This is a genomic window from Pseudoalteromonas undina, from assembly GCF_000238275.3.
Lineage (GTDB): Bacteria > Pseudomonadota > Gammaproteobacteria > Enterobacterales > Alteromonadaceae > Pseudoalteromonas > Pseudoalteromonas undina.
In genome coordinates, this window is the sequence record NZ_AHCF03000002.1 from 33227 (window position 1) to 58434 (window position 25208).

Below are 25208 nucleotides of genomic sequence, written 5' to 3' on the forward strand. Positions count from 1 at the left end.
GGGGAGTTAGAATTATGGCACTTCAAAAGTGTAAGCCAACTTCTGCGGGTCGTCGTCACCTAGTTAAAGTGGTTAACCCAGATTTACATAAGGGTAAACCTTACGCACCACTATTAGAGAAAAACTCTAAATCAGGTGGTCGTAATAACAATGGTCGTATTACGGTTCGTCATATCGGTGGTGGTCATAAGCAGCATTACCGTTTAATCGATTTTAAACGTACTAAAGATGGCATTCCAGCCACTGTTGAGCGTTTAGAATATGATCCAAATCGTAGCGCAAACATCGCTCTTGTATTATATGCAGACGGTGAGCGTCGTTACATTATCGCACCTAAAGGCTTAAAAGCTGGCGATGCAATCCAGTCTGGTGTTGATGCACCAATCAAACCTGGTAATGCATTACCAATGCGTAATATGCCTGTAGGTTCGACTGTTCACAACGTAGAATTAAAACCAGGTAAAGGTGCTCAAATCGCACGTTCTGCTGGTGCATACGTTCAAATCCTTGCTCGTGATGGTCAATATGTAACATTACGTCTTCGTTCAGGCGAAGTTCGTAAAGTTGAATCTGATTGTCGTGCTACGCTAGGTGAAGTAGGCAATGCTGAGCATATGCTTCGTTCACTTGGTAAAGCAGGTGCAAATCGCTGGCGTGGTATTCGTCCGACAGTTCGTGGTGTTGCCATGAACCCGGTTGATCACCCACACGGTGGTGGTGAAGGTCGTACATCTGGTGGTCGTCATCCTGTGTCTCCATGGGGTAAACCGACTAAAGGTGCTAAGACGCGTAAGAACAAGCGTACGGATAAATTTATAGTACGTCGTCGTACTAAGTAATATTGAGGAATAGCCATGCCACGCTCTCTCAAGAAGGGTCCTTTTATAGACCTACACTTGCTGAAGAAGGTAGAGAAAGCTTTGGAAAGCGGTGAAAAGAAGCCAATTAAAACTTGGAGCCGTCGTTCAATGATCATACCTAACATGATCGGATTGACCATTGCTGTCCATAATGGTCGCCAGCATGTACCAGTTTTCGTTTCTGACGAAATGATCGGTCACAAACTAGGTGAATTTGCACCAACTCGCACTTACCGTGGCCATGCTGCGGATAAGAAAGCGAAGAAACGTTAAGAGGGGAAGATAAATGCAAGCATTAGCTAAACATAAATTCGCCTCTGGTTCGGCGCAAAAAGCACGTCTAGTTGCAGATCAGATCCGCGGGTTACCTGTCGATCGCGCACTAGAAATCCTGGCGTACAGCCCGAAAAAAGCGGCTGTATTAGTTAAGAAAGTACTTGAGTCTGCTATTGCTAACGCAGAGCATAACGAAGGTGCTGACATTGATGAGCTACGTGTAACAACGATCTTTGTGGACGATGGTCCAACAATGAAACGTATTATGCCACGTGCTAAAGGACGCGCAGACCGCATCCTTAAGCGTACAAGCCACATCACTGTTGTGGTTTCAGATAGCTAGGAGATATAAGTAATGGGACAAAAAGTTCATCCTACTGGTATTCGCCTAGGTATATCTAAACCTTGGGTTTCTACCTGGTACGCGAATTCAAAAGATTTCTCTGCACAGCTTTTTGGCGATCACAAAGTACGTACATTCCTTACTAAGGAATTGAAAGCGGCTTCTGTGTCTAAAATCGTTATTGAGCGTCCAGCAAAATCTATCCGAGTAACTATTCACACGGCTCGTCCGGGTGTTGTTATCGGTAAAAAAGGCGAAGACGTAGAAAAATTACGTCAAGCGGTAACTAAAATCGCTGGTGTACCTGCTCAGATTAATATTTCTGAAGTACGTAAACCAGAACTAGATGCACAACTAGTAGCAGACGGCATTGCCTCTCAGCTAGAGCGTCGTGTTATGTTCCGTCGCGCTATGAAGCGTTCGGTACAAAATGCAATGCGCATCGGTTCTAAAGGGATTAAAGTTGAAGTTAGCGGTCGTCTTGGCGGCGCAGAAATCGCACGTTCAGAATGGTATCGTGAAGGTCGTGTACCTCTACATACTCTTCGTGCTGATATCGACTACGCAACTTCTGAAGCCTTAACCACTTACGGTATCATTGGTGTTAAAGTTTGGATCTTCAAAGGCGAAGTTATTGGTGGTTTACCACTAGTACAAGAGCAAGAGAAGCCAGCTAAACGCGCACCAAAGAAAGCCAAAAAAAGTGCTAAGTAGAGGTAGCGAGTAATGTTACAGCCAAAACGTACAAAATTCCGTAAAATGCATAAAGGCCGCAACCGTGGTCTAGCGCAAAACGGTAACAAAGTAAGCTTCGGTACTTTCGGTTTGAAAGCTACTGGTCGTGGCCGCATGACTGCTCGTCAAATCGAAGCAGCTCGTCGTGCTATGACACGTCACGTGAAACGTCAAGGTAAAATCTGGATCCGTGTCTTCCCTGACAAGCCGATCACAGAAAAGCCTCTTGAAGTTCGTATGGGTAAAGGTAAAGGTTCTGTTGAATATTGGGTTGCTGAAATTCAGCCTGGTAAAGTACTTTACGAAATGGAAGGTGTTTCAGAAGAGCTTGCTCGTGAAGCGTTTAACCTTGCTGCTCGTAAGCTGCCATTCAAAACAACTTTCGTAACTCGGACGGTAATGTGATGAAAGCAAACGAACTAAAAGATAAAAGCGTAGAAGAGCTTAATGCTGAACTTCTAGGTCTTCTTCGTGAGCAGTTTAACCTGCGCATGCAAGCAAGCACTGGTCAGCTAGCTCAGACACACACGCTAAGAACAGTACGTCGCGATATCGCGCGTGTAAAAACAATTATTAACCAGAAGGCAGGTCAATAATGAGCGATAAAATTCGTACTCTTCAAGGCCGTGTAATCAGCGACAAGATGGAAAAATCTTTCACTGTTGCTATCGCACGTTACGTGAAGCACCCAATCTATGGGAAATTCATCAAACGTACGACTAAGTTACACGTACATGACGAAAATAACACTGCAAAAGCGGGTGACACTGTCACTATCCGTGAATGCGCTCCAATCTCTAAGAACAAATCTTGGACTTTGGTAGATGTTGTTGAACGTCCAAAACAAGCTTAATTTTTAATTAAGTCTGTTTTATAAGAAACCCCAGCTTTTGCTGGGGTTTTTTTTGCGTTTAAAAAAGCGATAAGTTTAAATTTTAAGTCGACGCTCGCAGTGAGCTTACTAGCCGTAACTTAGTTCTAAACCCGAGGGTAAAGAAGTAATCTAAATAAAAAAGCCTTTGCAAATGCAAAGGCTTATGCTTTTCTGCAAAGCCCGAAGCCCGAAGCCCGAAGCCCGAAGCCCGAAGCCCGAAGCCCGAAGCCCGAAGCCCGAAGCTCGAAGCCTTTTACCAAATCATCTCTACAAACTCAGGATGATCGATATACGGGTTACGGTTTCCCTGAAATTCAAACGCTGCTTGGTTGCGGTCTAATTCCATTTGGCTAACAGGATCGTTGTTATGCCACTTTAACAGCATGGCCACAATCCAGCTTTCAAATACTTGGGTACTGGTGCCATTAAGCACGTCATTACTAGCTGCGGTGTTATTTTGCCAAGCACCAATTACGTTTTGATAACGGGTTGCCATGTAAAAATAAGCACGAGCAAAGTCACCTTTAAATTCATCAATAGGTTCAAACACAGTACCGTTGTAATTAATCGTATTACTTGCAGAGCCTAATTTACTGCCGTTGGTTGAGGTAAACGAAGCGCTTGCTACTTCACCGAATGGGAAGTTGCTTCGTTTTGAATTTACATAACCGTCAGTGGCGTAAATATGATGAACATCAGAGTTCATCGGTTCAACTTTTCCACCAAACCAACTTTTAGGGAACGAATGCTCTCGGTTGTAGCAATCTGCCTCACCACTGTAGGTGCCACATTGATCGCTAACGGCTGTGTATGTGTAGCTATCAGAGCCATTGGGCTTCTCGCTGTACATATCTAAAATACTATTATCGTTTTCATAGTATTTATCACGCGCCGATGCGTCGTAAAAATTCCAAATAGCGGAATACCCCTGAGCATTATGATTATTAATAATGTTATAAAGCTCAGTTTTTAGCGTGTAACCAGACAAGCCTTGAGTTGTCACATAGTAGCCGGTTGGCGTCGGTGTTGGCTCAGTGCTTCCTAATGAGAAAGCGGTAGCTTCGGTTGTTTGAAAACTAGCTCCACTGGCGAGCAATGTGCTTTCATTATTCAAGGCGTAGCTACCACTGCCATATGAACAGCAAATACCATCGCCATAGCTGTCATTAATAGTAAATGTATACTCACCATCGGCTACGCATAATTGTTCGGTATATTGGGTGTTTGCAGCATACCCACTTCCGCTTGCAACGACACCGGTTTGGTTGTGCGCTATTTGCCAGCTGGTTTCTTCGCCGTAGTTATCTGTGGTTAGGCTAAAAGTAAGGCCGTTATCTGCGCAGCTTGGAGAGCCACTGCTGTCATTACTAGGCAAGAAGTTATCAACATAAACTAACTCGCTACCATCAAATCCCGTTGTATCATAAAAGCGTAAGCCGACATCAATGGTTTTATTACTATCGGCTGTGTAGCTGTAAGTAATGGTTTGCCATTGGTTGGTTTGTGCTGGATTTGAATAGCCTTGATAACCATCTATCAACAAACGCGCCTTAAGATGGCCTTCGGTATGATACACATCTACTGAGAACTCATAAGTTTTACCCATTTCAACAGCGACTTGCTGCAAAAAATCAGTATTGCTTTGTGTGCCTGTATTAACGCTAATCGCTGCTGCTTGTGAGCCTGTGCTTACGACTGTGCTGTTGGCAGATACGTTAATACCGCTATCAATCACTGTCCACGCATATGGGGTGTTGCCACTGTATTGTTCAAAGTTGCCATTAACCACATTAGCCATCGCGGGTAATGAGGATAATAACAAGGTGCTCAAAAGTAATTTGTTTTTATATATACCGTGTAACATAGGTGTTCCTATTTATATTTTTGCGTAATATACCTTAGAACATTAAGGTTACAAAATTGTTAAATTAAAATTTCATAAAAGACAATAAAACCCTTTTAGGTCTATTTCGCAGGTTTTTAGGTAACTTAATAACTAAATGGAATATCAAAGCAGATTCTATTCTTTTTTTATCTATGCTTAGGCGGCTATCCTGCATACTCAATTAACCTCAACAGAACTTTCTGAGTGAGGTGGCACTCATTTTAAACAATGTGAACAAGCATTGTGTTTAACGTTCAGGGTTATGAGGAAAAATTCATGTTGTTAGGTCAACTCAATGCGCTAGCAAGTCCGCTTTCGCAAGAGCAAGTACAAAAGCTACAAGGTTTAGTGGCTGAGCTTAATCCAATTCAGCAAGCGTGGGTTAGCGGCTACTTAGCTGCTAATGCTAATTCTGCAGCGCTAGGCGCGCCAGCTTCAGGTGCACCTGCAACCTCGGAGGCGGCAGCACTGACCATTTTATATGGTTCACAAACAGGTAATGCCAAAGCGGTAGCGACTAAACTTAAAGAGCAAGCTGAGTCACGCGGCTTAGCAACAAAACTGGTTAGTATGTCAGATTACAAACCGACAGCCCTGAAAAAAGAAAAGTTTTTAACCGTTGTTGTATCGACTTACGGCGAGGGTGAGCCACCAGAAGACGCCGAAACACTGTATGAATTTTTAATTACTAAAAAAGCGCCAAAGCTTGATGGTGTCAAAGTTGCAGTATTAGGTTTAGGTGATTCTAGCTATGAATTTTTCTGCCAAACCGCTAAAGACTTTGAAGAGCGTTTAACTAAATTAGGTGCAGAGGTTATTCATCAACGCGCCGACCTAGACGTTGATTATGATGACGAAGCAGCCACTTGGATTGAGGGCGCATTAAATGCGTTTGAACCAGACTTAAAAGCCCAGCAAGATGCAACTAGCGGTCAAGTTGTATCAATGCCATTTGGCGCTCCTGCAGCAGCGGCTAGTCAGTACACAAAGCAAAATCCGTTTGCGGCAGAGCTAAGCTTAGTGCAAAAAATTACCGGTCGTGATTCAACCAAAGATGTACGCCATGTTGAAATTTCACTAGAAGGGTCAGACATTACGTATACACCTGGTGATTCACTCGGTATTTACTTTTTAAATGATGAAGCCCGTGTAGATGAGCTACTAGCGCAAACGCAAATTGATCCAACTAGCCGCGTTAAACTTGGCGATGAAGAACTCAGCGTACGTGATGCCTTAATTGAAAAACTAGAGCTAACACAATCCTACCCTGGGCTTGTTGAAAAGTACGCCACGGCTACAGGCACGCCTGAGCTGCTTAAACTAGTAGAAGATAAAGGCGCAATGCGCGAATACATTGAGCCTCGTCAAATCTTTGATGTGGTTGCACAAAACCCAGCTAAATTAGAAGCGCAAACACTAGTTGATTGCCTGCGTAAATTACAAGCACGTTTATATTCAATTGCCTCTAGCCAAGCTGAGGTTGAAGATGAGGTGCACTTAACTATTGCATTGGTTGAGTTTGAAGCGTTTGGCACAGAGCACTTAGGTGGTTGTTCAGGGTACTTAGCACGCCGCGCAGAAGAAGGCTGTAAAGTAAAAGTATTCAGTGAACATAACGATAACTTCCGCTTACCAGTAAGCGATGACACACCAATTATTATGGTTGGCCCAGGTACTGGTATTGCGCCATTTCGCGCCTTTTTACAAGAGCGTGATGCACGAGAAGCAACAGGTAAAAACTGGCTGTTTTTTGGTAACCCACACTTTACTCAAGACTTCTTGTACCAAGTAGAAATTCAAGGGTATTTAAAGTCAGGTTTACTAAGTAAGGTCGATGTGGCGTTTAGCCGTGACCAAGCAGAAAAAGTTTATGTACAAGACAAGTTACGTAAAAACTCAAAAGAAGTGTTTGATTGGTTAGAAGCGGGAGCTCATTTTTATGTGTGTGGCGATGCTAACCGCATGGCAAAAGATGTGCACAATGCCTTAGTTGATATCATTAGCGAAAACACTGGTAAAAGCTATGAAGACGCAGAGCAGTACTTAAAAGACTTAAGAAGCGCAAATCGCTATCAGAAAGACGTGTACTAAGTGCACATTGCTTACTTTATAAAAAATAACGCTAACAGCCGTCACTGTAACAAATTTAGGATTAAACATGAGCGAACAAGATAAAAACGTAAAGCTTTCTGATAACGAGCGTTTGAAAAGAGAAAGCAACTTTTTACGTGGCACCATAGAGCAAGATTTAAAAGACGAGATTACAGGTGGTTTTACCGCCGATAACTTCCAGTTAATTCGTTTTCACGGCATGTATCAACAAGATGATCGCGATATTCGTCCTGAACGTGCTAAACAAAAGCTAGAGCCACTGCATAATGTGATGCTACGCGCACGTATGCCTGGCGGTATTATTAAGCCAGAGCAATGGCTTGCAATTGATAAATTTGCTGGTGATAAAACCAGTTATGGCAGTATTCGTTTAACTACTCGCCAAACATTTCAGTTTCATGGTGTATTAAAACCTGAAATTAAAGGTATGCACCAATTGCTTAATAGTGTTGGAATTGATTCTATTGCCACCGCCGGTGATGTTAACCGTAATGTATTATGTACTACCAATCCGGTTGAGTCTGAGTTACATCAAGAGGCCTACGAGTGGGCGGCAAAAATTTCTGAACACTTATTACCTAAAACGAAGGCATACGCTGAAATTTGGCTCAATGGCGAAAAATCTGAAACTACAGAAGAGCCTATTTTAGGTTCAACGTATTTACCGCGTAAGTTTAAAACTACAGTGACGATCCCACCTAATAATGAGGTGGACGTACATGCTAACGATTTAAACTTTGTGGCGATTGCTGAGGATGGCAAACTCGTTGGTTTTAACGTGCTAGTAGGCGGCGGTTTGGCGATGACCCATGGCGATACAGCAACCTACCCACGTAAAGCGGACGACTTTGGCTTTATTAGCCTAGAAGATACGTTAAAAATTGCTGAGCACGTGGTATCTGTTCAGCGTGATTGGGGCAACCGCTCAAATCGTAAAAATGCAAAAACTAAATACACACTCGATCGTGTTGGCACCGAAGTATTCAAAGCTGAAGTTGAAAAGCGCGCAGGCGTGAACTTTGCACCAAGCCGCCCTTATGAGTTTACTCACCGAGGGGATCGTATTGGTTGGGTAGAAGGCATTGATGGTAAGCACCACTTAACCTTATTTATTCAAAGCGGTCGTATTTTAGACTACCCAGATAAGCCGCTTAAAACAGGGTGTCGCAAAATTGCAGAAATTCATCAAGGTGATTTTCGCATGACGGCAAATCAAAACTTAATTATTGCCGGTGTTCCGGCCGATCAAAAAGCAGTAATTGAAGAAATAGCCCGCAATCATGGTTTGATTGACGATAAGGACACTGAGCAACGCAAAAATTCAATGGCGTGTGTGGCATTGCCAACTTGCCCATTAGCTATGGCCGAAGCTGAGCGTTACTTACCGAGTTTAATTGAAAAAATAGAAGGCTTATTAGCCAAACACGGGGTGCCAAATGACAGCATTATTATGCGTGTAGTTGGTTGTCCGAATGGCTGTGGTCGTGCCATGCTAGCAGAAGCTGGCTTGGTCGGCAAAGGCCCAGGTAAGTACAACGTTTACCTTGGGGGGAATACTGAGGGTACACGTATTCCAAAGCTTTACCTTGAAAATGTTGGCGAAGAGGTTTACTTAGAAGCATTCGATAAACTCATTGGGCAATGGGTTAGTGAGCGTAATGATGGCGAATGTTTTGGTGATTTTGTTATTCGCAAAGGTATTGTTGCAGAAGTAAAAGTATCCGTTACCGATTTTTACGCATAATTTAAAAGCAGCGCAAAGCGCTGGTGAGGTTTAAAGTTGACCATGAGTGAATTTAAAAACATATTACAGCTAGATAAGCAAAGCCAACAGGCTATGTTAGCTGATGCGAACGGTTTGCTGGCTGACATGAGCGCAGAGCAGCGCGTTGCATGGGCACTTGAAAATTTGCCTGACACTGCGTTTTTATCATCGAGCTTTGGTATTCAGGCTGCAGTTATGTTGCATTTAATGACTGCACAGCGCCCAGATATACCTGTGGTATTAACCGATACAGGCTACTTATTTCCAGAAACCTATCAGTTTATAGAGCAAATGACTTCGCAGTTATCACTTAACCTAAAAGTGTATAAAGCGCAGCTGAGCCCTGCATGGCAAGAGGCTAAATTTGGAAAATTATGGGAGCTAGGTGAGGCAGGCATTAAGCAATACAACCAGCTCAATAAAGTAGAGCCAATGACACGCGCTTTAAAGGAGCTAAATGCGAGCACTTGGTTTAGTGGCATACGTCGAGATCAATCCTCAAGCCGTGCTGAAAAGCAAGTACTAGAAATAAGCCGAGGTACGGTAAAAGTGTATCCCATTATTGAATGGAATAATCGCGATGTATATCAGTATCTAACAAAGCATAATTTGCCATACCATCCATTATGGGAGCAAGGTTATGTGTCGATGGGGGATGTGCACACCACGCGTAAACTAGAGCCCGGCATGAGTGAAGAGGAAACCCGTTTTTTTGGCTTGAACCGTGAATGTGGCTTACATATTGATGGTGATGGAATTTAATTACCTTATTATTCAAAGCTATAAAATGAAAAAAACGCAGCCTTTGCTGCGTTTTTTATTGTTTAATATTTGCTGAATTGATTCTTTTTTATTATATTGGTTGTGATGATGGATTAAACACACAGCAGGAACGCTATGAAATACTTCACCTATTTAGCAGTGTCAGTGATGATAATTGCTGTTATCGTATTGTTTTATATTAAAAAACCCAATGGCCAGCCTTGGCTAAGCACCTCTCATATTTATAATGAATCAACAGAGATCAAGAATGAAATGATAGCGCTTTCATCTAGCGCGTTAGATAGTATTACCTCAGCAATTACCACAGCGGGTGAAAAAATCACTGGGGCTACCTTTGAGACAGAAACTCCTAAGCCAATTTATAAATGGCAAGACGAGCAAGGACAATGGCATTTCTCAGATGTACCAAACAAGAATGGTAAAAGCGAAGTGGTAAAGCTTAACCCCGCCGATATTAATGTCGTGGTTGCAGAAGATACCGCCATTTTGAGTGGCAGTGCTAAATCAGCAGTCAAGCCTTTTCCTCAGCGAGCGCCTGAGGTATATAACAGTGAATCAATTAATAAGCTGTTTGAAGATGCTGAAAAAGCTAAAAAGAGAATAGAGCAACGCAGTAAAGAGGTCGAAAGTTTTAGCGGCTTTTAGTTTTGAGGTGTTTTTGCTGTGTCTTCAAATAACGCTTTTCTGCTTCCATTAATAATATAGTTAAGTATATTTTTGTGGGCAACGATAAAAGTACGCCAATTGCAATACAGGCAGCTGCAGTAATAATACCTTTAATGCCGAACTGGTTGGTAAAGTAGCTCGATACAATTAAACCATGGCCTGTCACTATTAAGCACAATCCAAGCAAAATCGATGTTTTAAGTAGTCTTATTATTACAATTGAAGACATAACGGCCTCTGCGCAGCGTGTCTTCTTAGTGTATGGAGTCTTTATAAAGCGATATTGATTTAGCGCAAGCATCCATTAATAATATAAAAAAGCCCAGCTCATTACTGAGCTGGGCTGCATTTTCGTTTTAAGTTGTTAGTCGAGCATATTGCGAAGTACGTACTGCAAAATACCACCATGTTTGTAGTAATCCCACTCTTTCGGAGTATCAATACGCACATCGGCACTAAAGCTAACTTGTTTACCTTCACTGTTAGTCGCAATCACACTGACTTCGTCGGTTTTATCGTATAACCCTTGAATATCAAATTGCTCTTGCCCAGTTAAGCCTAGTGATTCATGGCTTTCACCTTCTTTAAATTGTAAAGGAAGTACGCCCATACCTATTAAATTAGAGCGGTGAATACGCTCATAGCTTTGTGCTATCACAGCTTTAATACCGAGTAATAATGACCCTTTTGCAGCCCAATCTCGCGAAGAGCCAGTTCCATACTCTTTACCTGCTAGAACCACTAGTGGTGTTCCACTTTCTTGATATGCCATTGCCGCGTCATAAATACTTTCTAGCTTATCATCAGGTTGAGTGCGGGTAACACCGCCCTCGGTACCAGGGGCTAGTAAGTTTTTAAGGCGCACATTAGCGAATGTACCGCGCATCATTACTTCGTGATTACCACGTCGTGAACCATAAGAGTTAAATTGTGCTTTTTCAACCCCATTTTCTTGTAGGTAAAGCCCTGCGGGTGCCTCTGCTTTAATTGCGCCTGCTGGTGAAATATGATCGGTAGTCACCGAATCACCCAGTTTAGCTAAACAACGCGCACCCTCAATAGTTGGAATACCTGGTGGTTCAACACTCATACCATCAAAGAAGGGGGCTTTTTTGATATAAGTCGAAGCACCGTCCCAATCGTAAAGTTTACCATCAGGTATTTGAATTTTTTGCCAGCGACTGTCGCCATCGTAAACATTGGCGTAGCTTTTTTCGAACATCTCTTTAGTTACCGTACTTTTTACTAGTTCACTTACTTCTTTAACGCTCGGCCAAATATTTTTAAGGTAAATATCGTTACCATGCTTATCTTGCGCGAGTGGCTCGTTGTAAACATCAATATCGGTTCTACCCGCTATGGCATAGGCAACCACTAAAGGAGGCGACGCTAAAAAGTTCATTTTAACATCTTGATGTATGCGCCCTTCAAAGTTACGGTTACCCGATAAAATTGAGCTTACAACTAATTTGTGTTTTTGAATCGCCTCACTAATTTCATCGGCAAGTGGGCCTGAATTACCAATACATGTGGTACAGCCATAACCAACTAAATTAAAGCCAAGCGCATCCAAGTCATCCATCAACCCTGCTTTTTCAAGGTAATCGGTGACCACCTGAGAACCTGGTGCAAGTGAAGTTTTAACCCAAGGTTTTACATTAATACCTAACTGACGTGCTTTTTGAGCTACTAAACCGGCAGCTAAGATAACACTTGGGTTAGATGTGTTTGTACAGCTAGTAATTGCAGCAATAACACAGGCACCATCATTTAACTCAAACTCTTCTCCATTAAAGTTTACTTTTGCTGCGCCCATAAACTGCGCTTCATCGGTAGGCTCATCAGGGTTGGTAGTAGGGCCTTCGCTTTCAATACGCGCTTGCTCTTCATCGCTTTTATCACGACGTGCCATACGCTCGTCTTGAAAGTCTTTTAAGTGCTGACCAATAACCTTGCCGGCTTTATCCAAAGTAATTCTATCTTGCGGGCGTTTAGGGCCTGCTAGGCTTGGCACAACATCATCTAAAGTTAGTTCAAGCTTATCGGTATAATGTGCTTCGTCGCCATCGTTACGCCATAAGCCTTGGTGTTTAGCGTAATCTTCAATTAGTTTAAGCTGCTTCTCATCGCGATTAGTTAAGCGTAAGTAATTAATCGTTTCATCATCAATAGGGAAAATACCACAGGTTGCGCCATACTCTGGCGCCATATTAGCGATAGTTGCTCTATCGGCAAGTGGTAAGTCGGCAAGGCCGTCACCATAAAACTCAACAAACTTACCTACCACACCGTGGTTACGCAGCATTTCAGTAACAGTAAGTACTAAATCGGTTGCTGTAGTGCCCTCAGGTAAGCGACCATTTAATTTAACACCCACAACCTGTGGAATAAGCAAGCTAATAGGTTGGCCAAGCATAGCGGCTTCGGCTTCAATGCCGCCTACACCCCAGCCAAGTACGCCTAAACCATTAATCATCGTTGTATGAGAATCTGTACCGACTAGTGTATCTGGGTAGGCTAACGATTTGCCGTTTTTTGTATCATTAAATACTACGCGGGCTAAATACTCTAAATTCACTTGGTGAACTATACCGGTTGCAGGTGGTACAACTTTTAGGTTATCAAATGCGGTTTGTCCCCAACGTAAGAATTCGTAACGCTCTTTGTTTCGCTCATATTCTAATTTTGAGTTTAAGTCGAATGAACCATCTTTACCGTAACCATCCACTTGCACCGAGTGATCGATTACCAGCTCAGCAGGAGAAAGTGGGTTTATTTTTGCAGGATCACCACCGAGTTTTTCCATCGCATCACGCATGGCAGCTAAATCAACAATTGCAGGGACACCAGTGAAATCTTGCATTACTACGCGGGCTGGAGTGAAAGCTACCTCGGCAGAGGGCTTCGCTTTTGGATCCCAATCTAATAAGGCCTGAATATCTTGTTCTTTAATATTCACACCATCTTCGTTACGTAGTAAGTTTTCTAGCAATACTTTTAACGAGAAAGGCAGGCGTTTGGCTTTATCGCCAAGTCCCATGAGCGAGTTAATATGATACTGCTCGCCATTGATAGTGAGCTGTTGTTGGGTGTCGAAACTATTTTTCATTATTTGTCCCTTCAATAAATTAGATTAATATTCTTGTAAAAGTGACCTCTGTAGTGATTTGCAAAGTATGTACCATGATAAAAAATACCATATTGTATAATTTATTTTGGTCGTTATTTAAATAGAGATGAAGGCCAAAAGTTAAAATTCAAGGGATACTCTGAGTAATAATTGGCCACAAAACTAAACTCAAAAAAGTGCTATTTAAAGTAGTCCTGTTGTTTTAAATAGAAACTTAAATACACCAATGCAATCGCAATTATGGTGACTGCAACAGGCATAAAAATAGCGCTAATACCAAACAAGTTGATGCTATTAATAATCATAAAATTATAGTATTGCTGAGCTAAAACCGCTGCCAAAGAGATTATTAATGTTAATCTGGCTAGAGACTTTTTGAATAACAAAAGTACGCATCCTAATGCGCCGCCAAATACCGCAATAGCAAACGCTAAAGTAGCCCATAAAGGTTGGCTGTTATAAGCAAGTTGTTGTTCTTCAGGTAGTTTACTTATCATCTCTGGAGAGAGAAACAGCTGCATGACAAATGCAAGAATACCTAATATGTTCCATAATAAGGCAGTAATAAGTACGGGTTTTATCCAGCGGTTTGAGGTGTTTTCTGACATGTAAGCATCTATTTTTTATTATTGATATTCTATTAAAGAATAAAAAAGCCAGTGATGCAAACTGGCTTTTAATAACACATATAACTTAAGCAAATGTTAGCCAAATGAAATAGGGCGACGACCCGTTTTTTCATCAACTTTAGGCTTTTTAGTGCGTTTGCGTTTATTTTTAGCCGGCTCTGTTGTTGCTACTGGCGCGGCTTTTTCTGCTGTAACTGTTTCATCAATAACTGGACGTTCTGCTGGAGTGGCATCTTCACTTAACGTTAATTGAAACAACTCGCCATCAAATGCAAGTACATCACCGCTGTATAATTTTTTCCGTTTGATTGTACAAATTTCATGGTTAACACCGACATAGCCTTCGCTAATTAGGTTTTTTGCTTGACCACCACCTTCAACAAGATCTAATACCTTTAATAATTTGCACAGCTCTATAGGCTCTTCTTCTAACTCAACTTCTATATATTCTTCGTTCATCATGTTTCTCAGTGGGGGTGGTATTAGCTGTAGTATAAAGGCTCAGTGGCTATTTTGCACTAAAGTGAGCTTGTTAGGTGAGTTGATTATGTGATTTTTTATGAAACTTTTTATCTCTTTTTATAGTCTTTAAAAAAACTGAAGTAATTCAGGGTTAAGCTTCACGCGAAAAAAATTACACATTGGCACGCTAATTGCCAATATCGGCCGTATAAGAGATTGAATATAAATAATGGAGTAAAACATGGGCATAAGATTAGCGATGAAAAAAGAGCTAATGGGCTTAGAGCATTCAGATCTGTTAACCGCTGATGATGTAAGAGCGCATCTAGCACAACAGGTAAAAGAAGACACTGAACGTGGCTTTTCAGTTATCTCTAAGTTTAACGATACCCATAGCCAGCTAACTAGCGGGCTTAAAACCAAACAAAGTGAGCTAGTATTTGAGCGTCATCGGTTATTTAATGAAGTGCTGTACAAACGTCAGAGTGTCGATGCATGGCTAAATAACCAGACTTCAGGTTAAACAACCAAATAAATTAAGTTGCGATTTTAAATCACTCCTTTAGACCACACTTGTAATCAGCGGGGTGATAATGAAAAATGGAATTTTAGCGTGTGCACTCATGCTATTGTTGAGTGCATGCCAACAGCCTACAGTGTATATATTTAGTAAAGGTTTATCGGACTCACAGCGCCAGCAGTTAGAGGCCGCACTCAAAACACAACCCCTACCTTACGAATATGTTGAACACGACATCCCTCGGGAATTTGGCGTAGCTACTTTACTATTATCAAATGATAGAATTTTACGCCAAGAAACAGAGCAGTTAGCTACTATTATGCAGGGGTTAGGTTATCAACCCGAAATTAGCTACACCACACGCGCAAATCACTTTTATGGTGATGGTAATATTGGTTTTTATCTAAAAAATACTAATGCGGATGACGCTTTTACCATGCCTTCTCGGTTGTGAACAACCCAGTGCGAAAAAGGTGAGTTTAATGACCTAGCCGTCACCTTTACTGATCAACATGCTGAGTTCACATTAATCAGCGGCGCAAAAGTCACATTGAAATGGGAATATTTATACGGCTATTTGGTTATTTACTACAGCAATTATTCACAAACCTACACTCATTCACAGCCATTGGTTGAGACACCTTTTGGCGATAAACCATCAGACACATATACCATAACAGCTCATGTAAATAAGCCAGGCTGGCTTAATTGCTCAATGCAGGTTGTTTATATGGATTAAGTTAACTGTTAACCATGCTCTTCTATATGCTCCGAGAGTTTTGCAATGCGCAGGCTCATACCTTCAATAATACGGTCTTTAATTTTTTCACGTATGACATTAGGTAGGCGGGTAAGGGCATCGGCAGTAATAGCTAGTACTATGGCGCTTTCCTTAGCGCGTGCATTAATACTGCGCTCTCGGTTATTGATAAATGCACCTTCACCAATAAATTCACCAGGCTCTATACTGCCCAGTTCCAGTAAGTGATTGTGCTTAAACACCATTAAAGATCCACTGAGCACAATAAACAGTCGCTTGTCATTATCAAATTCTTTAAATAAAAACTGATTTTTATTTATCAAATAGAGCAAACCAAACGACTCAAGCAGAATTTGGCGCTCATTAAGTGTGAATTCTTTAAAAAAATCTAAGCGATTTATAATCTCCATTTGCTTAAACAAAGGGATGTTCTCAATTAACTTCATTAATAACCTAGGACGCTAGCCTTATAAAATATCAGCTAATATTGCGCTCTTTTAATTTTCGGGTCAACGTATTGCGACCCCAACCAATTTTTACTGCGGCTTCTTGTTTATGGCCAGAACAATTAGCGAGTGCTGTTTTTATTAAGCGGGTTTCTAGCTGGGCTTGAATATCAGGCCAAATATTTTCTTTACCTTGTTTAAACTCTTGATTAAGCCACTGCTGAAATGAATCTAGCCAATCGCCTTCTTGGGTTGCGGCGGCATTATCAATAATTTCAGGAGGTAAATCTTGCTCACCAATCAGCTCTCCAGGCGCCATAACGGTTAACCAGCGGCAGGTGTTTTCAAGTTGACGAACATTCCCTGGCCAATTAAATAAACACAGTTGTTTAATTGCTTTAGGGCTTAATACTTTACTATCTACTTGCAGGTCTTTTGCACTTTTATGTAAAAAGTGTAGCGCTAAGCGCTCTATATCTTCAGGGCGCTCGCGTAAGGCAGGTAAACGTAGGCGAACCACGTTTAAACGATGAAATAAATCATCTCTAAACTTACCTTGCTTTACCAACTCTTCTAAATTTTGATGGGTGGCAGCAATAATGCGTACATCTACTTTTATACTTTGATGGCCGCCAACGCGGTAAAACTCGCCATCGGCTAATACGCGTAATAAGCGGGTTTGTACATCCAGTGGCATATCACCGATTTCATCCAAAAATAAAGTACCGCCATTCGCTTGTTCAAAGCGACCTTTACGCACGCTATCTGCCCCTGTAAAAGCGCCTTTTTCGTGGCCAAACAGTTCAGATTCAACTAATTCTTTAGGGATAGCGGCCATATTAAGGGCAATAAATTGGTTTTCTTTCCGCGGGCTATGGTTATGCAGAGCGCTGGCAACCAGCTCTTTACCAGTACCTGACTCACCATTGATCAGTACGCTCATACTCGATGCTGAGAGTTTACCTATGGCACGAAACACTTCCTGCATAGCAGGGGCCTCACCAATGATATGGGCGCTTTTGGGGGGCGCGCTTTTACGTTTGGTTTTTTTAGTTGAATTAGCTCGATAAGCACTTTCCACCAGTGCAACCGCTTCATTTAAATCAAATGGCTTGGCCAAATACTCAAATGCGCCTTTTTGGAATGCATTAACGGCTGAATCAAGGTCTGAGTGGGCGGTCATAATGATCACAGGTAGCCCCGGCGTTTGCTCTGCTATTAGCTCAAGTAACGCCATACCGTCCATACCAGGCATTCGCACATCGGAAATCAACACGCTAGGTTGACTAAATTTTAGCGCGTTAAGTACGTTTTGTGCATCTGCAAAACTTTCTACTTCAAACCCTGCGCGAGTCAGTGCTTTTTCTAGTACAAAGCGAATTGAGGCATCATCATCTACAAGCCAAGCTGTTTTCATGCAAACTCCAAAGTATTAATCTGTAAACGGCAGATAAATATTAAATTCAGTATGTCCCGGCCAACTATCACATTCGATATAGCCATCATGTTGATCAATCAAGGTTTGCGCTATAGATAATCCAAGTCCCGAGCCACCTTCTTTATTGGTGGTCATAGGGTAAAATAAGGTGTCGCGTAAATTGGCATCAATACCCGGGCCGTTATCCATTACTTGAATAAGGAGTGCCTTTTTAGGGGCTTTGCCAGGACGACGATGCTGGTAATTAATCCGCGTTTTTATTTTTATTTCGCCACCATCTACCAATGCTTGTTGTGCATTACGCACAATGTTTAGCACTACCTGTTGAACTTTGCTCTGATCAATATAAACATCAGGAATACTCGGATCGTAGTCTTTAACTAACCTAATATCGCGGTTGTTATCTAAGGTACTGAGTTTTACAACCGACTCTAATGTTTGATGTATATTGCCATACGATTTTTGCGGCAGCTGATTAGGCCCAAGGAGCCTATCAACTAATTCACGCAATCGATCGGCTTGTTCAATTATCAGTTCTGCACATTGATCTCTTTCTTGCTGATCACCTTCATACTGCAATAATTGCGCCGCCCCGCGAATTCCACCCAGTGGGTTTTTAATTTCATGGGCTAAACCGCGAATTAAGTTGCGTGCAGCTTGGTATTGATGCATTTGATTTGAGACTTGATCGTGCTTTATTTCGTCATCAGTTTGTCGACATTCAAATAAAATATAAAAGGTATCGTTATGCTTTATTCGTCGTGTGCTGACCGCTAACTTTGCATGGCGAGAATCGATAAACACCACGTCAGCTCTATGCTGGTGGCAGTCTACACCATCAAGCAACGAATACTGTGCAATACGTTTTAAGTCGATAGAGTGGTAATTAAATAAATCATCGAACGCTTGTCCTAGTAAGCGCTTTTCGCCTAAACCAAGTAATTCACTGGCACTGGTGTTGGCATAAATGAGCGTAAAGCTTTCATCAAGTAACATTAGGGCGGTGGTTTGGTTTTGCCAAATTATATTTAGTAGCTCTGGGCTAAAATGTGTTTTGTTTATCATTATTGCACCATTTTAGTGCGCCTGGGGAGGTAGGCAAGGTTTTTAGTAAAATATACGCTAATTGTACGTACTTAACTGCAATTACCGACCTATATTAAGGCCTTTGCGATGCATAAAAAATACACTCTCAGGGCTAGTTGCAATTACTTGGTTTTGTTTATTATAAAGTTTAACTTGTAGTGTGTGTTGCCCGCGCTCTACATCTCTTAACGCCAGCGTAGTGGTGTCACTAGGTTCACCAATGGCAACGCCATTTAAAAATAAACCAATGGTAAACCCAGCTTCAAACCGAGGCGCAATCTGAGTTGAAACATACACAGAGCCGGTGTTTTCTCTTATAGTTTGGTTGGGCTCTGGCGAAGTAATACTAATTTTAAACTTTACCGCTGCTTTAGTTGGTGAAGTATCAAGTATGTCAGTATTAGTTGCAGGCATGTTTAAGTGTTGGCTAGTGAGTTTAACCTCTTTAGCACCAGGTTGAGGGGTATCTGAAAAAACCAGTACACCGTTTTTGTCTTTCCATGCGTAAATTTTTTTATTATTTGCATGGCTATTAAGGCTTATCATTAAAGCTATTAATAGCAACAAAACCTTACCTATCATCCTGCTAACCTGCATTGTTTAAACTTATTTCACTTTAGTGTAGAACCGTTAAATTTACCATAAAAAAAGCCCGCAGAGCGGGCTTAAAACACACATTATTTATCGGTTAATAAATTAACAGCTGTAGTACATTTCAAACTCAACTGGGTGAGTTGTCATGTTAAGTTTTTCAACTTCTTTTGACTTAAGTGCAATGTAAGCATCAATTAGGTCATTAGTGAATACGCCACCTTGGTTTAAGAACTCACGGTCTGCATCTAATGCCGCTAGTGCTTCATCTAATGAGGCTGCCACTGTTGGAATTTCTGCTGCTTCTTCAGCTGGTAAGTCGTATAAATCCTTATCCATAGCATCGCCAGGGTGAATTTTGTTTTTAATTCCGTCAAGGCCAGCCATAAGCATTGCTGAGAATGCAAGATATGGGTTAGCAGTTGGATCTGGGAAGCGCACTTCAATACGACGACCTTTTGCAGATGGAACCACTGGAATACGAATTGATGCTGAACGGTTACGTGCAGAGTATGCAAGCATTACCGGTGCTTCAAAGCCAGGTACTAAACGTTTGTACGAGTTAGTTGACGCGTTAGCAAAAGCGTTGATTGCTTTAGCATGTTTGATGATACCACCAATGTAGTAAAGCGCGTCTTCAGAAAGACCGCCGTACTTATCACCTGCGAATAAGTTTACGCCGTCTTTAGCTAAAGACTGGTGACAGTGCATACCTGAACCGTTATCGCCAACAACAGGCTTAGGCATAAAGGTTGCTGTCTTTCCGTATAAATGAGCCATGTTGTGAATAACATATTTCATTTCTTGGATTTCGTCTGCTTTTAAAACCATAGTGTTAAAGCGAGTTGCGATTTCATTCTGACCAGCAGTTGCCACTTCGTGGTGATGTGCCTCAACAACTTGGCCTAGCTCTTCAAGAACTAAACAAGTTGCAGAACGCCAATCTTGGAAATCATCAACAGGTGCAACCGGGAAGTAACCGCCTTTAACACCTGGACGGTGGCCTGTATTGCCATCTGCATATTCTTTATCTGAGTTCCAAGCTGCTTGCTTAGAATCAATTTTATACATTGAGCCTGACATGTCAGACTTGTATTTAACATCGTCAAATACGAAAAACTCTGGCTCTGGACCAAATAAAACTGTGTCAGCAATACCAGTAGAGCGCATGTACTCTTCAGCGCGTTTAGCTACTGAGCGCGGGTCGCGCTCATAACCTTGTAATGTAGAAGGCTCAACCACGTCACAACGAACGATTAGCGTTGTTTCTTCTGTGAAAGGGTCAAGCTTAATTGAATCTGCGTCAGGTAATAACACCATGTCTGATTCATTAATGCCTTTCCAGCCAGCAATTGAAGAACCGTCGAACATTTTTCCATCTTCAAAAAAGTCTTCATCAACTTGATGATGAGGAATAGAAACATGTTGCTCTTTACCTTTTGTGTCAGTAAAGCGTAAATCAATGAACTTAACGTCATTTTCTTTAATAAAATCTAAAACCGATTGTGACATGTGTCCTCCAACTATTGGGTTTTATTATTGCTGCTTAGATACTTTAAATACTAACAAGCTGATTTTATGCCACTATTATAATCTATTGTTTTTTATGTAAAAATATATAAACAACATAAAGATGATATAGATTAAGCACTATTTTGGTGCGTAATAATTCCAAAAAGGTGCAACATTTACAGAGTCATAATTGCTTGCAAATTAATCACCTTAGACTAACACAAAGAAAATGCAAAATACGCAGTAAAGTCGCTTTAAATTAACTCAAAACCACCTTTTGAGATAAATTTATAAAAATTAATCATTAAAATTAATTATTTTAAAACAAAGGGTTAATTATTTTATTGAGAAAGTTTGAAATTTTATTTTGGATAAACTTTCATCCATTCCATTTATAGGGGATAATATGCGCCCTTTTAAATCCTATGCTGGGACATCTCGTGAAAGCGCAGGTGAGTACGTATAGCCCCCTGCAGGATCAATGAGATCAATTTCTCTGAGTGAACATATGAGTATCGAAAAGTTAAGAAATATAGCAATTATCGCCCACGTTGACCACGGTAAAACAACACTGGTTGATAAACTACTTGAGCAATCAGGTACATTAGAAACACGCGGCGGTAATGAAGAGCGCGTGATGGATTCAAACGACATTGAAAAAGAACGTGGTATTACCATTTTAGCGAAAAACACCGCTATATCTTGGAATGATTACCATATCAATATCGTAGATACTCCTGGACACGCCGACTTCGGTGGTGAAGTTGAACGCGTACTTTCGATGGCTGACTCAGTACTACTACTTGTTGACGCTCAAGAAGGCCCAATGCCACAAACGCGTTTCGTAACGCAAAAGGCATTCGCGCAAGGCTTAAAGCCAATCGTTGTTATCAATAAAATTGATAAGCCAGGTGCTCGCCCTGATTGGGTTATGGATCAAATCTTTGATTTATTCGACAACCTGGGCGCAACTGATGAGCAGTTAGATTTTAAAGTAATCTACGCATCAGCAATCAATGGTTGGGCTACATTAGATTTAGACGAAGCATCAGATAACATGGAACCTATGTTCAAGATGATCGTTGACGAAGTATCACCACCGGATGCAGATCCTGAAGGTGACTTCCAAATGCAGATTTCACAGCTTGATTACAACTCTTATAAGGGTGTAATTGGTATTGGTCGTATTAAACGTGGTTCTGTTGCACCTAACCAACAAGTTACGGTTATCAGTGCAGACGGCACAACTCGTAACGGTAAGATTGGTTCAGTACAAAGCTACTTAGGCCTTGAACGTATTGAAACTGATAAAGCTTACGCTGGTAACATCGTAACAGTAACAGGTTTAGGCGAGCTTAAGATTTCAGATACGCTTTGTTGTCCAAACAACGTTGAAGCATTGCCACCACTAAGTGTTGATGAGCCAACAGTAACAATGACGTTCTCTGTAAACAACTCTCCTTTCTGTGGTAAAGAAGGTAAGTTTGTAACATCACGTAATATTCGTGAGCGTTTAGACAAAGAATTAGTACACAACGTAGCACTTCGTGTTGCAGATACAGATAACCCAGATAGCTTCCGTGTATCAGGTCGTGGTGAATTACACCTAGGTATCTTAATCGAGAACATGCGTCGTGAAGGTTACGAGCTTGCTGTATCTCGTCCAGAAGTAATCTTACGTACTGTTGATGGTGTGTTAGAAGAACCGTATGAAACACTAACAATTGACTGTGAAGAAGAGCATCAAGGTTCTATCATGGAGCAAATTGGTCTTCGTAAAGGTGAGCTAACTGACATGGCACCAGATGGTAAAGGCCGTATGCGTATGGACTTCATGATCCCAAGCCGTGGCTTAATCGGTTTCCAAACTGAGTTTATGACATTAACGTCGGGTTCTGGTTTACTTTACCATACATTCGATCACTACGGTCCGCACAAAGGTGGCGAGCTAGGTGTTCGTAAGAACGGTGTAATGATTGCAAACGCAACAGGTAAAGCACTTACTAACGCATTATTTAACTTACAAGAGCGCGGCCGTCTATTTATCGGTCACGGTGTTGAAGTTTATGAAGGTATGGTTATTGGTATTCATAGCCGTGATAACGACCTTACAGTTAACGCACTTAAAGGTAAGCAACTTACAAACGTTCGTGCATCTGGTACAGATGAAGCACAAACACTAACACCAGCACTTAACTATTCACTTGAGCAAGCGCTTGAGTTTATTGCTGATGATGAGTTAGTAGAAGTAACACCTGAGAACATTCGTATTCGTAAGCGTCATTTAACTGAAAATGAGCGTAAACGTGCGGGTCGTGCTCCTAAGTCATAATCTATTAATTTAGAATAATGATTTTAAAAGCCGCTGTATTGCAAAATACAGCGGCTTTTTTGTTTTTAAAGTAAGAGAAGCTTTAGCTTTTATGTAGTCAGGATAAACAAGATAAAACAAACTAGATAAAGTTAGCTCCAAAAATATCAGGCAATTATTTCTCTTTGAAAAGAGTGCGCTTTTTTACCGCTTAGTAACTAGCTCACTTAAAAAATAGTAATAACTATAAATAATACTCAGTATGTTCAGGTTAATATTGGTGTCCACAGATTGAACAATCCGATCTAATACAATTACTTACACTATCTTGTAGAGCAAGTTGTTAAAGTAATAATGTTTTTTAAACTCATACAAATTAAGGGAATAATGTTGGTTAAAGTAATACTTATTGTGATAACTGTACTTTTATCTGGTTGTACTTCGTCACAAGCCATGAGCTCTGGGTGTGATTTTGTTACAGGGGCTGCGAACAGTAATGAACGTCATAAGCCTGCTGGTGATCTTAATAGTAATAAAAAAAATCAAAAAGTAAACGTGATTAATGGGCTTTTGAATATGTTAATTGGCCCAATCGGTCGCTCTCTCAATGATGATGAATGCAGTAGTAAAGAGCAAGAGTATGTATACCCAAATAACAGCTTATAAAATAGACGTTTTGCTTTTTAATGTTTCCGTTATGTTGGGTTTCGCTTTGCTCAAGCCAACCTATGGTTTCAATTATCTTATTGGTAGTAAAGTGATTTTTCCAAACACATCAGCATCTATATAGCCAAGGTTGCGACTGCCGTTAACAGGCTGTACTTCATGTGAACCCATAAAGTGCTCACGAACTTTACTGCCGTCGTTATCGCAATATGCGAGCATAAAGCCAATAACTTGTTTTTCAGTTAATTTAAGCGGAGTGTTTTGTACGCCTTGTTGGAAATCGTTTGGGTAGAGTTTTATCGCCACTTCCCACGTGATGTTATAGGGCGCAGTGGTATTGCGTTTCCAGTTACTAACTAAGTGGTCGGTATATAAATGCGCTTTTTTATCAGGCCCATAATCGGCAGCTTGGTTATCAAGGCCAATATGATAAGCAAATGCTGTATGGTTAAATTGGTGATTACCGCCAGATGCGTCACTATCTATAAACACTTCTAAGGCATCATCGTCCCAGTATTTATCCGTTGGATCTGGGTGAGTATCAATAAGCACATTATCACTAATGTCTGCTTGTAAATACAAGTAGTTTTCATCCCACAAAAGACGATAGCGACCTTTAAAATCCTTGTCTGAGTCTGGTAGGGTGCCGTCCATTAAGTATGGCATATTATGCCAAGTGGCTTTGTCCCATGCACTTTCAGAAACCCCATCAATAGTAATAGCTGTTGGTGTATGACTAACGTCAATAGCCATGATTGGCTGGGTAAAAAGTAAGCTAAAAGCGAGTAGTGTTTTTTTCATTAATCATCTCATCAATTAAGGATGATTTAGCTTGGCTTAAATAGCAATCAAAAACAATCTCGTAGTCTATTTTTATACTAACTGATTGTGCCTGCTATGCTGTCTTTTAATGCGAGCATTAATAAATGCGCACTTTCTCCAGACATTTTAAAAGGATTAAAATCAATGGAGCCTGAAAACTTGAGATTCAGTGATTCGGTTAGCTTAGATTGCGGTACATAGCCCATTGACCATTTTTCAAACTCTCTTTCAGGAATTTGGGTATAGTTGAGCATAATTACATTGTGGTGACGTTTATCGTTTAATATTTGTTGGTAGGTATTATTTACAGCCGTTCTAGAGCCTTCCAGGCATTGTAAAAAGTAATCATTACTAAAACATAACATGCCGGTGACGTTTGTTTTTACATTATAGGTTCGAGCGCTTTGTAAAATATTTTCTATATCTTTAGGCCCAAAACCACTACTAATTTTGCTGGCGTAAATAAGTCGTACAAGAAACATAAAACCTCCTCACTGTTTAGTTAATTAAACATAGTTCAGCAGAGAAGTTATTAC

26 protein-coding genes and 1 pseudogene are annotated in these 25208 nt (G+C 41.0%); 15 read left to right on the forward strand and 12 right to left on the reverse strand.

Annotated features, from left to right (window positions below; genetic code table 11):
- The first annotated feature begins 14 nt into the window (after window positions 1-14).
- From rplB to rpsQ, 7 genes are read left to right on the forward strand one after another with little or no spacing between them, the layout of a single operon-like run.
- Entirely contained in the window at window positions 15-839 is an 825-nt protein-coding gene (gene rplB / locus PUND_RS00780) for a 50S ribosomal protein L2 (protein ID WP_007376192.1), read from the forward strand.
- Between the two features lie 15 nt (window positions 840-854).
- Window positions 855-1133 carry a 30S ribosomal protein S19 gene (gene rpsS / locus PUND_RS00785; protein ID WP_004588689.1) on the forward strand — a complete coding sequence of 93 codons (279 nt, stop codon included), beginning with the start codon at window positions 855-857 and terminating at the stop codon, window positions 1131-1133.
- Between the two features lie 13 nt (window positions 1134-1146).
- Window positions 1147-1479, forward strand: a complete 333-nt coding sequence (gene rplV, locus PUND_RS00790) for a 50S ribosomal protein L22 (protein WP_004588690.1) — start codon at window positions 1147-1149, stop codon at window positions 1477-1479.
- Window positions 1480-1491: 12 nt separating this feature from the next.
- Entirely contained in the window at window positions 1492-2193 is a 702-nt protein-coding gene (gene rpsC / locus PUND_RS00795; protein ID WP_008108350.1) for a 30S ribosomal protein S3, read from the forward strand.
- Window positions 2194-2205: 12 nt separating this feature from the next.
- Window positions 2206-2619 carry a 50S ribosomal protein L16 gene (rplP, locus tag PUND_RS00800; RefSeq protein ID WP_008108352.1) on the forward strand — a complete coding sequence of 138 codons (414 nt, stop codon included), beginning with the start codon at window positions 2206-2208 and terminating at the stop codon, window positions 2617-2619.
- Complete coding sequence (rpmC, locus tag PUND_RS00805; RefSeq protein ID WP_008108355.1) at window positions 2619-2810, forward strand: 50S ribosomal protein L29; 192 nt, start codon at window positions 2619-2621, stop codon at window positions 2808-2810. Before rplP ends, rpmC begins: the two co-directional genes overlap by 1 nt.
- Window positions 2810-3067 (forward strand): 30S ribosomal protein S17, encoded by a 258-nt coding sequence (gene rpsQ / locus PUND_RS00810; RefSeq protein WP_008108356.1) that lies wholly within the window; start codon window positions 2810-2812, stop codon window positions 3065-3067. Before rpmC ends, rpsQ begins: the two co-directional genes overlap by 1 nt.
- 274 nt (window positions 3068-3341) lie before the next feature.
- Here rpsQ and PUND_RS00815 read toward each other — a convergent pair whose 3' ends face one another.
- A complete protein-coding gene (locus PUND_RS00815; protein ID WP_010391975.1) occupies window positions 3342-4952 on the reverse strand; it encodes an endonuclease in 1611 nt (536 codons plus the stop codon).
- A 297-nt stretch (window positions 4953-5249) separates the two neighbouring features.
- Between PUND_RS00815 and PUND_RS00820 the strand changes: the two genes are divergently transcribed.
- The 4 genes from PUND_RS00820 to PUND_RS00835 all read left to right on the forward strand — a co-directional run bounded on the left by PUND_RS00820 (window position 5250) and on the right by PUND_RS00835 (window position 10278).
- Window positions 5250-7064 carry an assimilatory sulfite reductase (NADPH) flavoprotein subunit gene (locus PUND_RS00820; protein ID WP_010391978.1) on the forward strand — a complete coding sequence of 605 codons (1815 nt, stop codon included), beginning with the start codon at window positions 5250-5252 and terminating at the stop codon, window positions 7062-7064.
- Between the two features lie 67 nt (window positions 7065-7131).
- On the forward strand, window positions 7132-8829 hold the full coding sequence (gene cysI / locus PUND_RS00825) for an assimilatory sulfite reductase (NADPH) hemoprotein subunit (protein ID WP_010391980.1): 1698 nt from the start codon (window positions 7132-7134) through the stop codon (window positions 8827-8829).
- A gap of 42 nt (window positions 8830-8871) precedes the next feature.
- Window positions 8872-9612 carry a phosphoadenylyl-sulfate reductase gene (locus tag PUND_RS00830; RefSeq protein WP_010391982.1) on the forward strand — a complete coding sequence of 247 codons (741 nt, stop codon included), beginning with the start codon at window positions 8872-8874 and terminating at the stop codon, window positions 9610-9612.
- A 135-nt stretch (window positions 9613-9747) separates the two neighbouring features.
- Window positions 9748-10278, forward strand: a complete 531-nt coding sequence (locus PUND_RS00835; protein WP_010391984.1) for a DUF4124 domain-containing protein — start codon at window positions 9748-9750, stop codon at window positions 10276-10278.
- On the opposite strand, the gene PUND_RS00840 is transcribed toward PUND_RS00835, so the two are convergent.
- The 4 genes from PUND_RS00840 to PUND_RS00855 all read right to left on the reverse strand — a co-directional run bounded on the left by PUND_RS00840 (window position 10265) and on the right by PUND_RS00855 (window position 14517).
- Window positions 10265-10528, reverse strand: a complete 264-nt coding sequence (locus tag PUND_RS00840) for a hypothetical protein (RefSeq protein ID WP_041709663.1) — start codon at window positions 10526-10528, stop codon at window positions 10265-10267. The genes PUND_RS00835 and PUND_RS00840 overlap by 14 nt on opposite strands.
- Window positions 10529-10663: 135 nt before the next feature.
- A complete protein-coding gene (gene acnA / locus PUND_RS00845; RefSeq protein ID WP_010391988.1) occupies window positions 10664-13408 on the reverse strand; it encodes an aconitate hydratase AcnA in 2745 nt (914 codons plus the stop codon).
- A gap of 200 nt (window positions 13409-13608) precedes the next feature.
- Window positions 13609-14037, reverse strand: coding sequence for a hypothetical protein (locus tag PUND_RS00850; RefSeq protein WP_010391991.1), 429 nt, complete (start codon window positions 14035-14037; stop codon window positions 13609-13611).
- A gap of 96 nt (window positions 14038-14133) precedes the next feature.
- Window positions 14134-14517, reverse strand: a complete 384-nt coding sequence (locus PUND_RS00855) for an RNA-binding S4 domain-containing protein (RefSeq protein ID WP_008108378.1) — start codon at window positions 14515-14517, stop codon at window positions 14134-14136.
- Between the two features lie 244 nt (window positions 14518-14761).
- On the opposite strand from PUND_RS00855, the gene PUND_RS00860 reads away from it, so the two are divergent.
- Both PUND_RS00860 and PUND_RS00865 read left to right on the forward strand, forming a co-directional pair.
- Window positions 14762-15043 (forward strand): hypothetical protein, encoded by a 282-nt coding sequence (locus PUND_RS00860; RefSeq protein WP_008108379.1) that lies wholly within the window; start codon window positions 14762-14764, stop codon window positions 15041-15043.
- A gap of 70 nt (window positions 15044-15113) precedes the next feature.
- A pseudogene (locus PUND_RS00865) lies at window positions 15114-15779 on the forward strand (hypothetical protein).
- 8 nt (window positions 15780-15787) lie between these two features.
- Here the strand turns inward: PUND_RS00865 and PUND_RS00870 are convergent.
- The 5 genes from PUND_RS00870 to glnA form a co-directional block, all read right to left on the reverse strand.
- Window positions 15788-16246, reverse strand: a complete 459-nt coding sequence (locus tag PUND_RS00870; protein ID WP_008108381.1) for a Crp/Fnr family transcriptional regulator — start codon at window positions 16244-16246, stop codon at window positions 15788-15790.
- Between the two features lie 31 nt (window positions 16247-16277).
- Window positions 16278-17663, reverse strand: coding sequence for a nitrogen regulation protein NR(I) (gene ntrC, locus PUND_RS00875; protein WP_010391999.1), 1386 nt, complete (start codon window positions 17661-17663; stop codon window positions 16278-16280).
- 15 nt (window positions 17664-17678) lie between these two features.
- Complete coding sequence (glnL, locus tag PUND_RS00880) at window positions 17679-18749, reverse strand: nitrogen regulation protein NR(II) (protein WP_010392001.1); 1071 nt, start codon at window positions 18747-18749, stop codon at window positions 17679-17681.
- Window positions 18750-18830: 81 nt separating this feature from the next.
- Window positions 18831-19352 (reverse strand): DUF4124 domain-containing protein, encoded by a 522-nt coding sequence (locus PUND_RS00885; RefSeq protein WP_010392002.1) that lies wholly within the window; start codon window positions 19350-19352, stop codon window positions 18831-18833.
- Window positions 19353-19466: 114 nt separating this feature from the next.
- Window positions 19467-20873: a glutamate--ammonia ligase gene (gene glnA / locus PUND_RS00890; RefSeq protein ID WP_010392004.1), complete on the reverse strand. Its 1407-nt coding sequence runs from the start codon at window positions 20871-20873 to the stop codon at window positions 19467-19469.
- Window positions 20874-21381: 508 nt separating this feature from the next.
- Between glnA and typA the strand changes: the two genes are divergently transcribed.
- Both typA and PUND_RS00900 read left to right on the forward strand, forming a co-directional pair.
- The gene (gene typA, locus PUND_RS00895) at window positions 21382-23205 is read left to right on the forward strand and encodes a translational GTPase TypA (protein ID WP_010392008.1); all 1824 of its coding nucleotides are present in this window, start codon (window positions 21382-21384) and stop codon (window positions 23203-23205) included.
- A gap of 390 nt (window positions 23206-23595) precedes the next feature.
- Window positions 23596-23850 carry a hypothetical protein gene (locus tag PUND_RS00900; RefSeq protein WP_235575580.1) on the forward strand — a complete coding sequence of 85 codons (255 nt, stop codon included), beginning with the start codon at window positions 23596-23598 and terminating at the stop codon, window positions 23848-23850.
- 72 nt (window positions 23851-23922) lie between these two features.
- Here the strand turns inward: PUND_RS00900 and PUND_RS00905 are convergent, their stop codons facing one another.
- Both PUND_RS00905 and PUND_RS00910 read right to left on the reverse strand, forming a co-directional pair.
- Window positions 23923-24651: a CBM9 family sugar-binding protein gene (locus tag PUND_RS00905; protein WP_010392013.1), complete on the reverse strand. Its 729-nt coding sequence runs from the start codon at window positions 24649-24651 to the stop codon at window positions 23923-23925.
- Window positions 24652-24728: 77 nt separating this feature from the next.
- Window positions 24729-25154, reverse strand: coding sequence for a BLUF domain-containing protein (locus tag PUND_RS00910; RefSeq protein ID WP_010392015.1), 426 nt, complete (start codon window positions 25152-25154; stop codon window positions 24729-24731).
- Window positions 25155-25208 lie beyond the last annotated feature (54 nt).

Coding starts and splice junctions, on each gene's coding strand:
- rplB (WP_007376192.1), top strand. CDS start 15: ATGGCACTTCAAAAGTGTAAGCCAACTTCTGCGGGTCGTCGTCACCTA.
- rpsS (WP_004588689.1), top strand. CDS start 855: ATGCCACGCTCTCTCAAGAAGGGTCCTTTTATAGACCTACACTTGCTG.
- rplV (WP_004588690.1), top strand. CDS start 1,147: ATGCAAGCATTAGCTAAACATAAATTCGCCTCTGGTTCGGCGCAAAAA.
- rpsC (WP_008108350.1), top strand. CDS start 1,492: ATGGGACAAAAAGTTCATCCTACTGGTATTCGCCTAGGTATATCTAAA.
- rplP (WP_008108352.1), top strand. CDS start 2,206: ATGTTACAGCCAAAACGTACAAAATTCCGTAAAATGCATAAAGGCCGC.
- rpmC (WP_008108355.1), top strand. CDS start 2,619: ATGAAAGCAAACGAACTAAAAGATAAAAGCGTAGAAGAGCTTAATGCT.
- rpsQ (WP_008108356.1), top strand. CDS start 2,810: ATGAGCGATAAAATTCGTACTCTTCAAGGCCGTGTAATCAGCGACAAG.
- PUND_RS00815 (WP_010391975.1), bottom strand. CDS start 4,952: ATGTTACACGGTATATATAAAAACAAATTACTTTTGAGCACCTTGTTA.
- PUND_RS00820 (WP_010391978.1), top strand. CDS start 5,250: ATGTTGTTAGGTCAACTCAATGCGCTAGCAAGTCCGCTTTCGCAAGAG.
- cysI (WP_010391980.1), top strand. CDS start 7,132: ATGAGCGAACAAGATAAAAACGTAAAGCTTTCTGATAACGAGCGTTTG.
- PUND_RS00830 (WP_010391982.1), top strand. CDS start 8,872: ATGAGTGAATTTAAAAACATATTACAGCTAGATAAGCAAAGCCAACAG.
- PUND_RS00835 (WP_010391984.1), top strand. CDS start 9,748: ATGAAATACTTCACCTATTTAGCAGTGTCAGTGATGATAATTGCTGTT.
- PUND_RS00840 (WP_041709663.1), bottom strand. CDS start 10,528: ATGTCTTCAATTGTAATAATAAGACTACTTAAAACATCGATTTTGCTT.
- acnA (WP_010391988.1), bottom strand. CDS start 13,408: ATGAAAAATAGTTTCGACACCCAACAACAGCTCACTATCAATGGCGAG.
- PUND_RS00850 (WP_010391991.1), bottom strand. CDS start 14,037: ATGTCAGAAAACACCTCAAACCGCTGGATAAAACCCGTACTTATTACT.
- PUND_RS00855 (WP_008108378.1), bottom strand. CDS start 14,517: ATGAACGAAGAATATATAGAAGTTGAGTTAGAAGAAGAGCCTATAGAG.
- PUND_RS00860 (WP_008108379.1), top strand. CDS start 14,762: ATGGGCATAAGATTAGCGATGAAAAAAGAGCTAATGGGCTTAGAGCAT.
- PUND_RS00870 (WP_008108381.1), bottom strand. CDS start 16,246: ATGAAGTTAATTGAGAACATCCCTTTGTTTAAGCAAATGGAGATTATA.
- ntrC (WP_010391999.1), bottom strand. CDS start 17,663: ATGAAAACAGCTTGGCTTGTAGATGATGATGCCTCAATTCGCTTTGTA.
- glnL (WP_010392001.1), bottom strand. CDS start 18,749: ATGATAAACAAAACACATTTTAGCCCAGAGCTACTAAATATAATTTGG.
- PUND_RS00885 (WP_010392002.1), bottom strand. CDS start 19,352: ATGATAGGTAAGGTTTTGTTGCTATTAATAGCTTTAATGATAAGCCTT.
- glnA (WP_010392004.1), bottom strand. CDS start 20,873: ATGTCACAATCGGTTTTAGATTTTATTAAAGAAAATGACGTTAAGTTC.
- typA (WP_010392008.1), top strand. CDS start 21,382: ATGAGTATCGAAAAGTTAAGAAATATAGCAATTATCGCCCACGTTGAC.
- PUND_RS00905 (WP_010392013.1), bottom strand. CDS start 24,651: ATGAAAAAAACACTACTCGCTTTTAGCTTACTTTTTACCCAGCCAATC.
- PUND_RS00910 (WP_010392015.1), bottom strand. CDS start 25,154: ATGTTTCTTGTACGACTTATTTACGCCAGCAAAATTAGTAGTGGTTTT.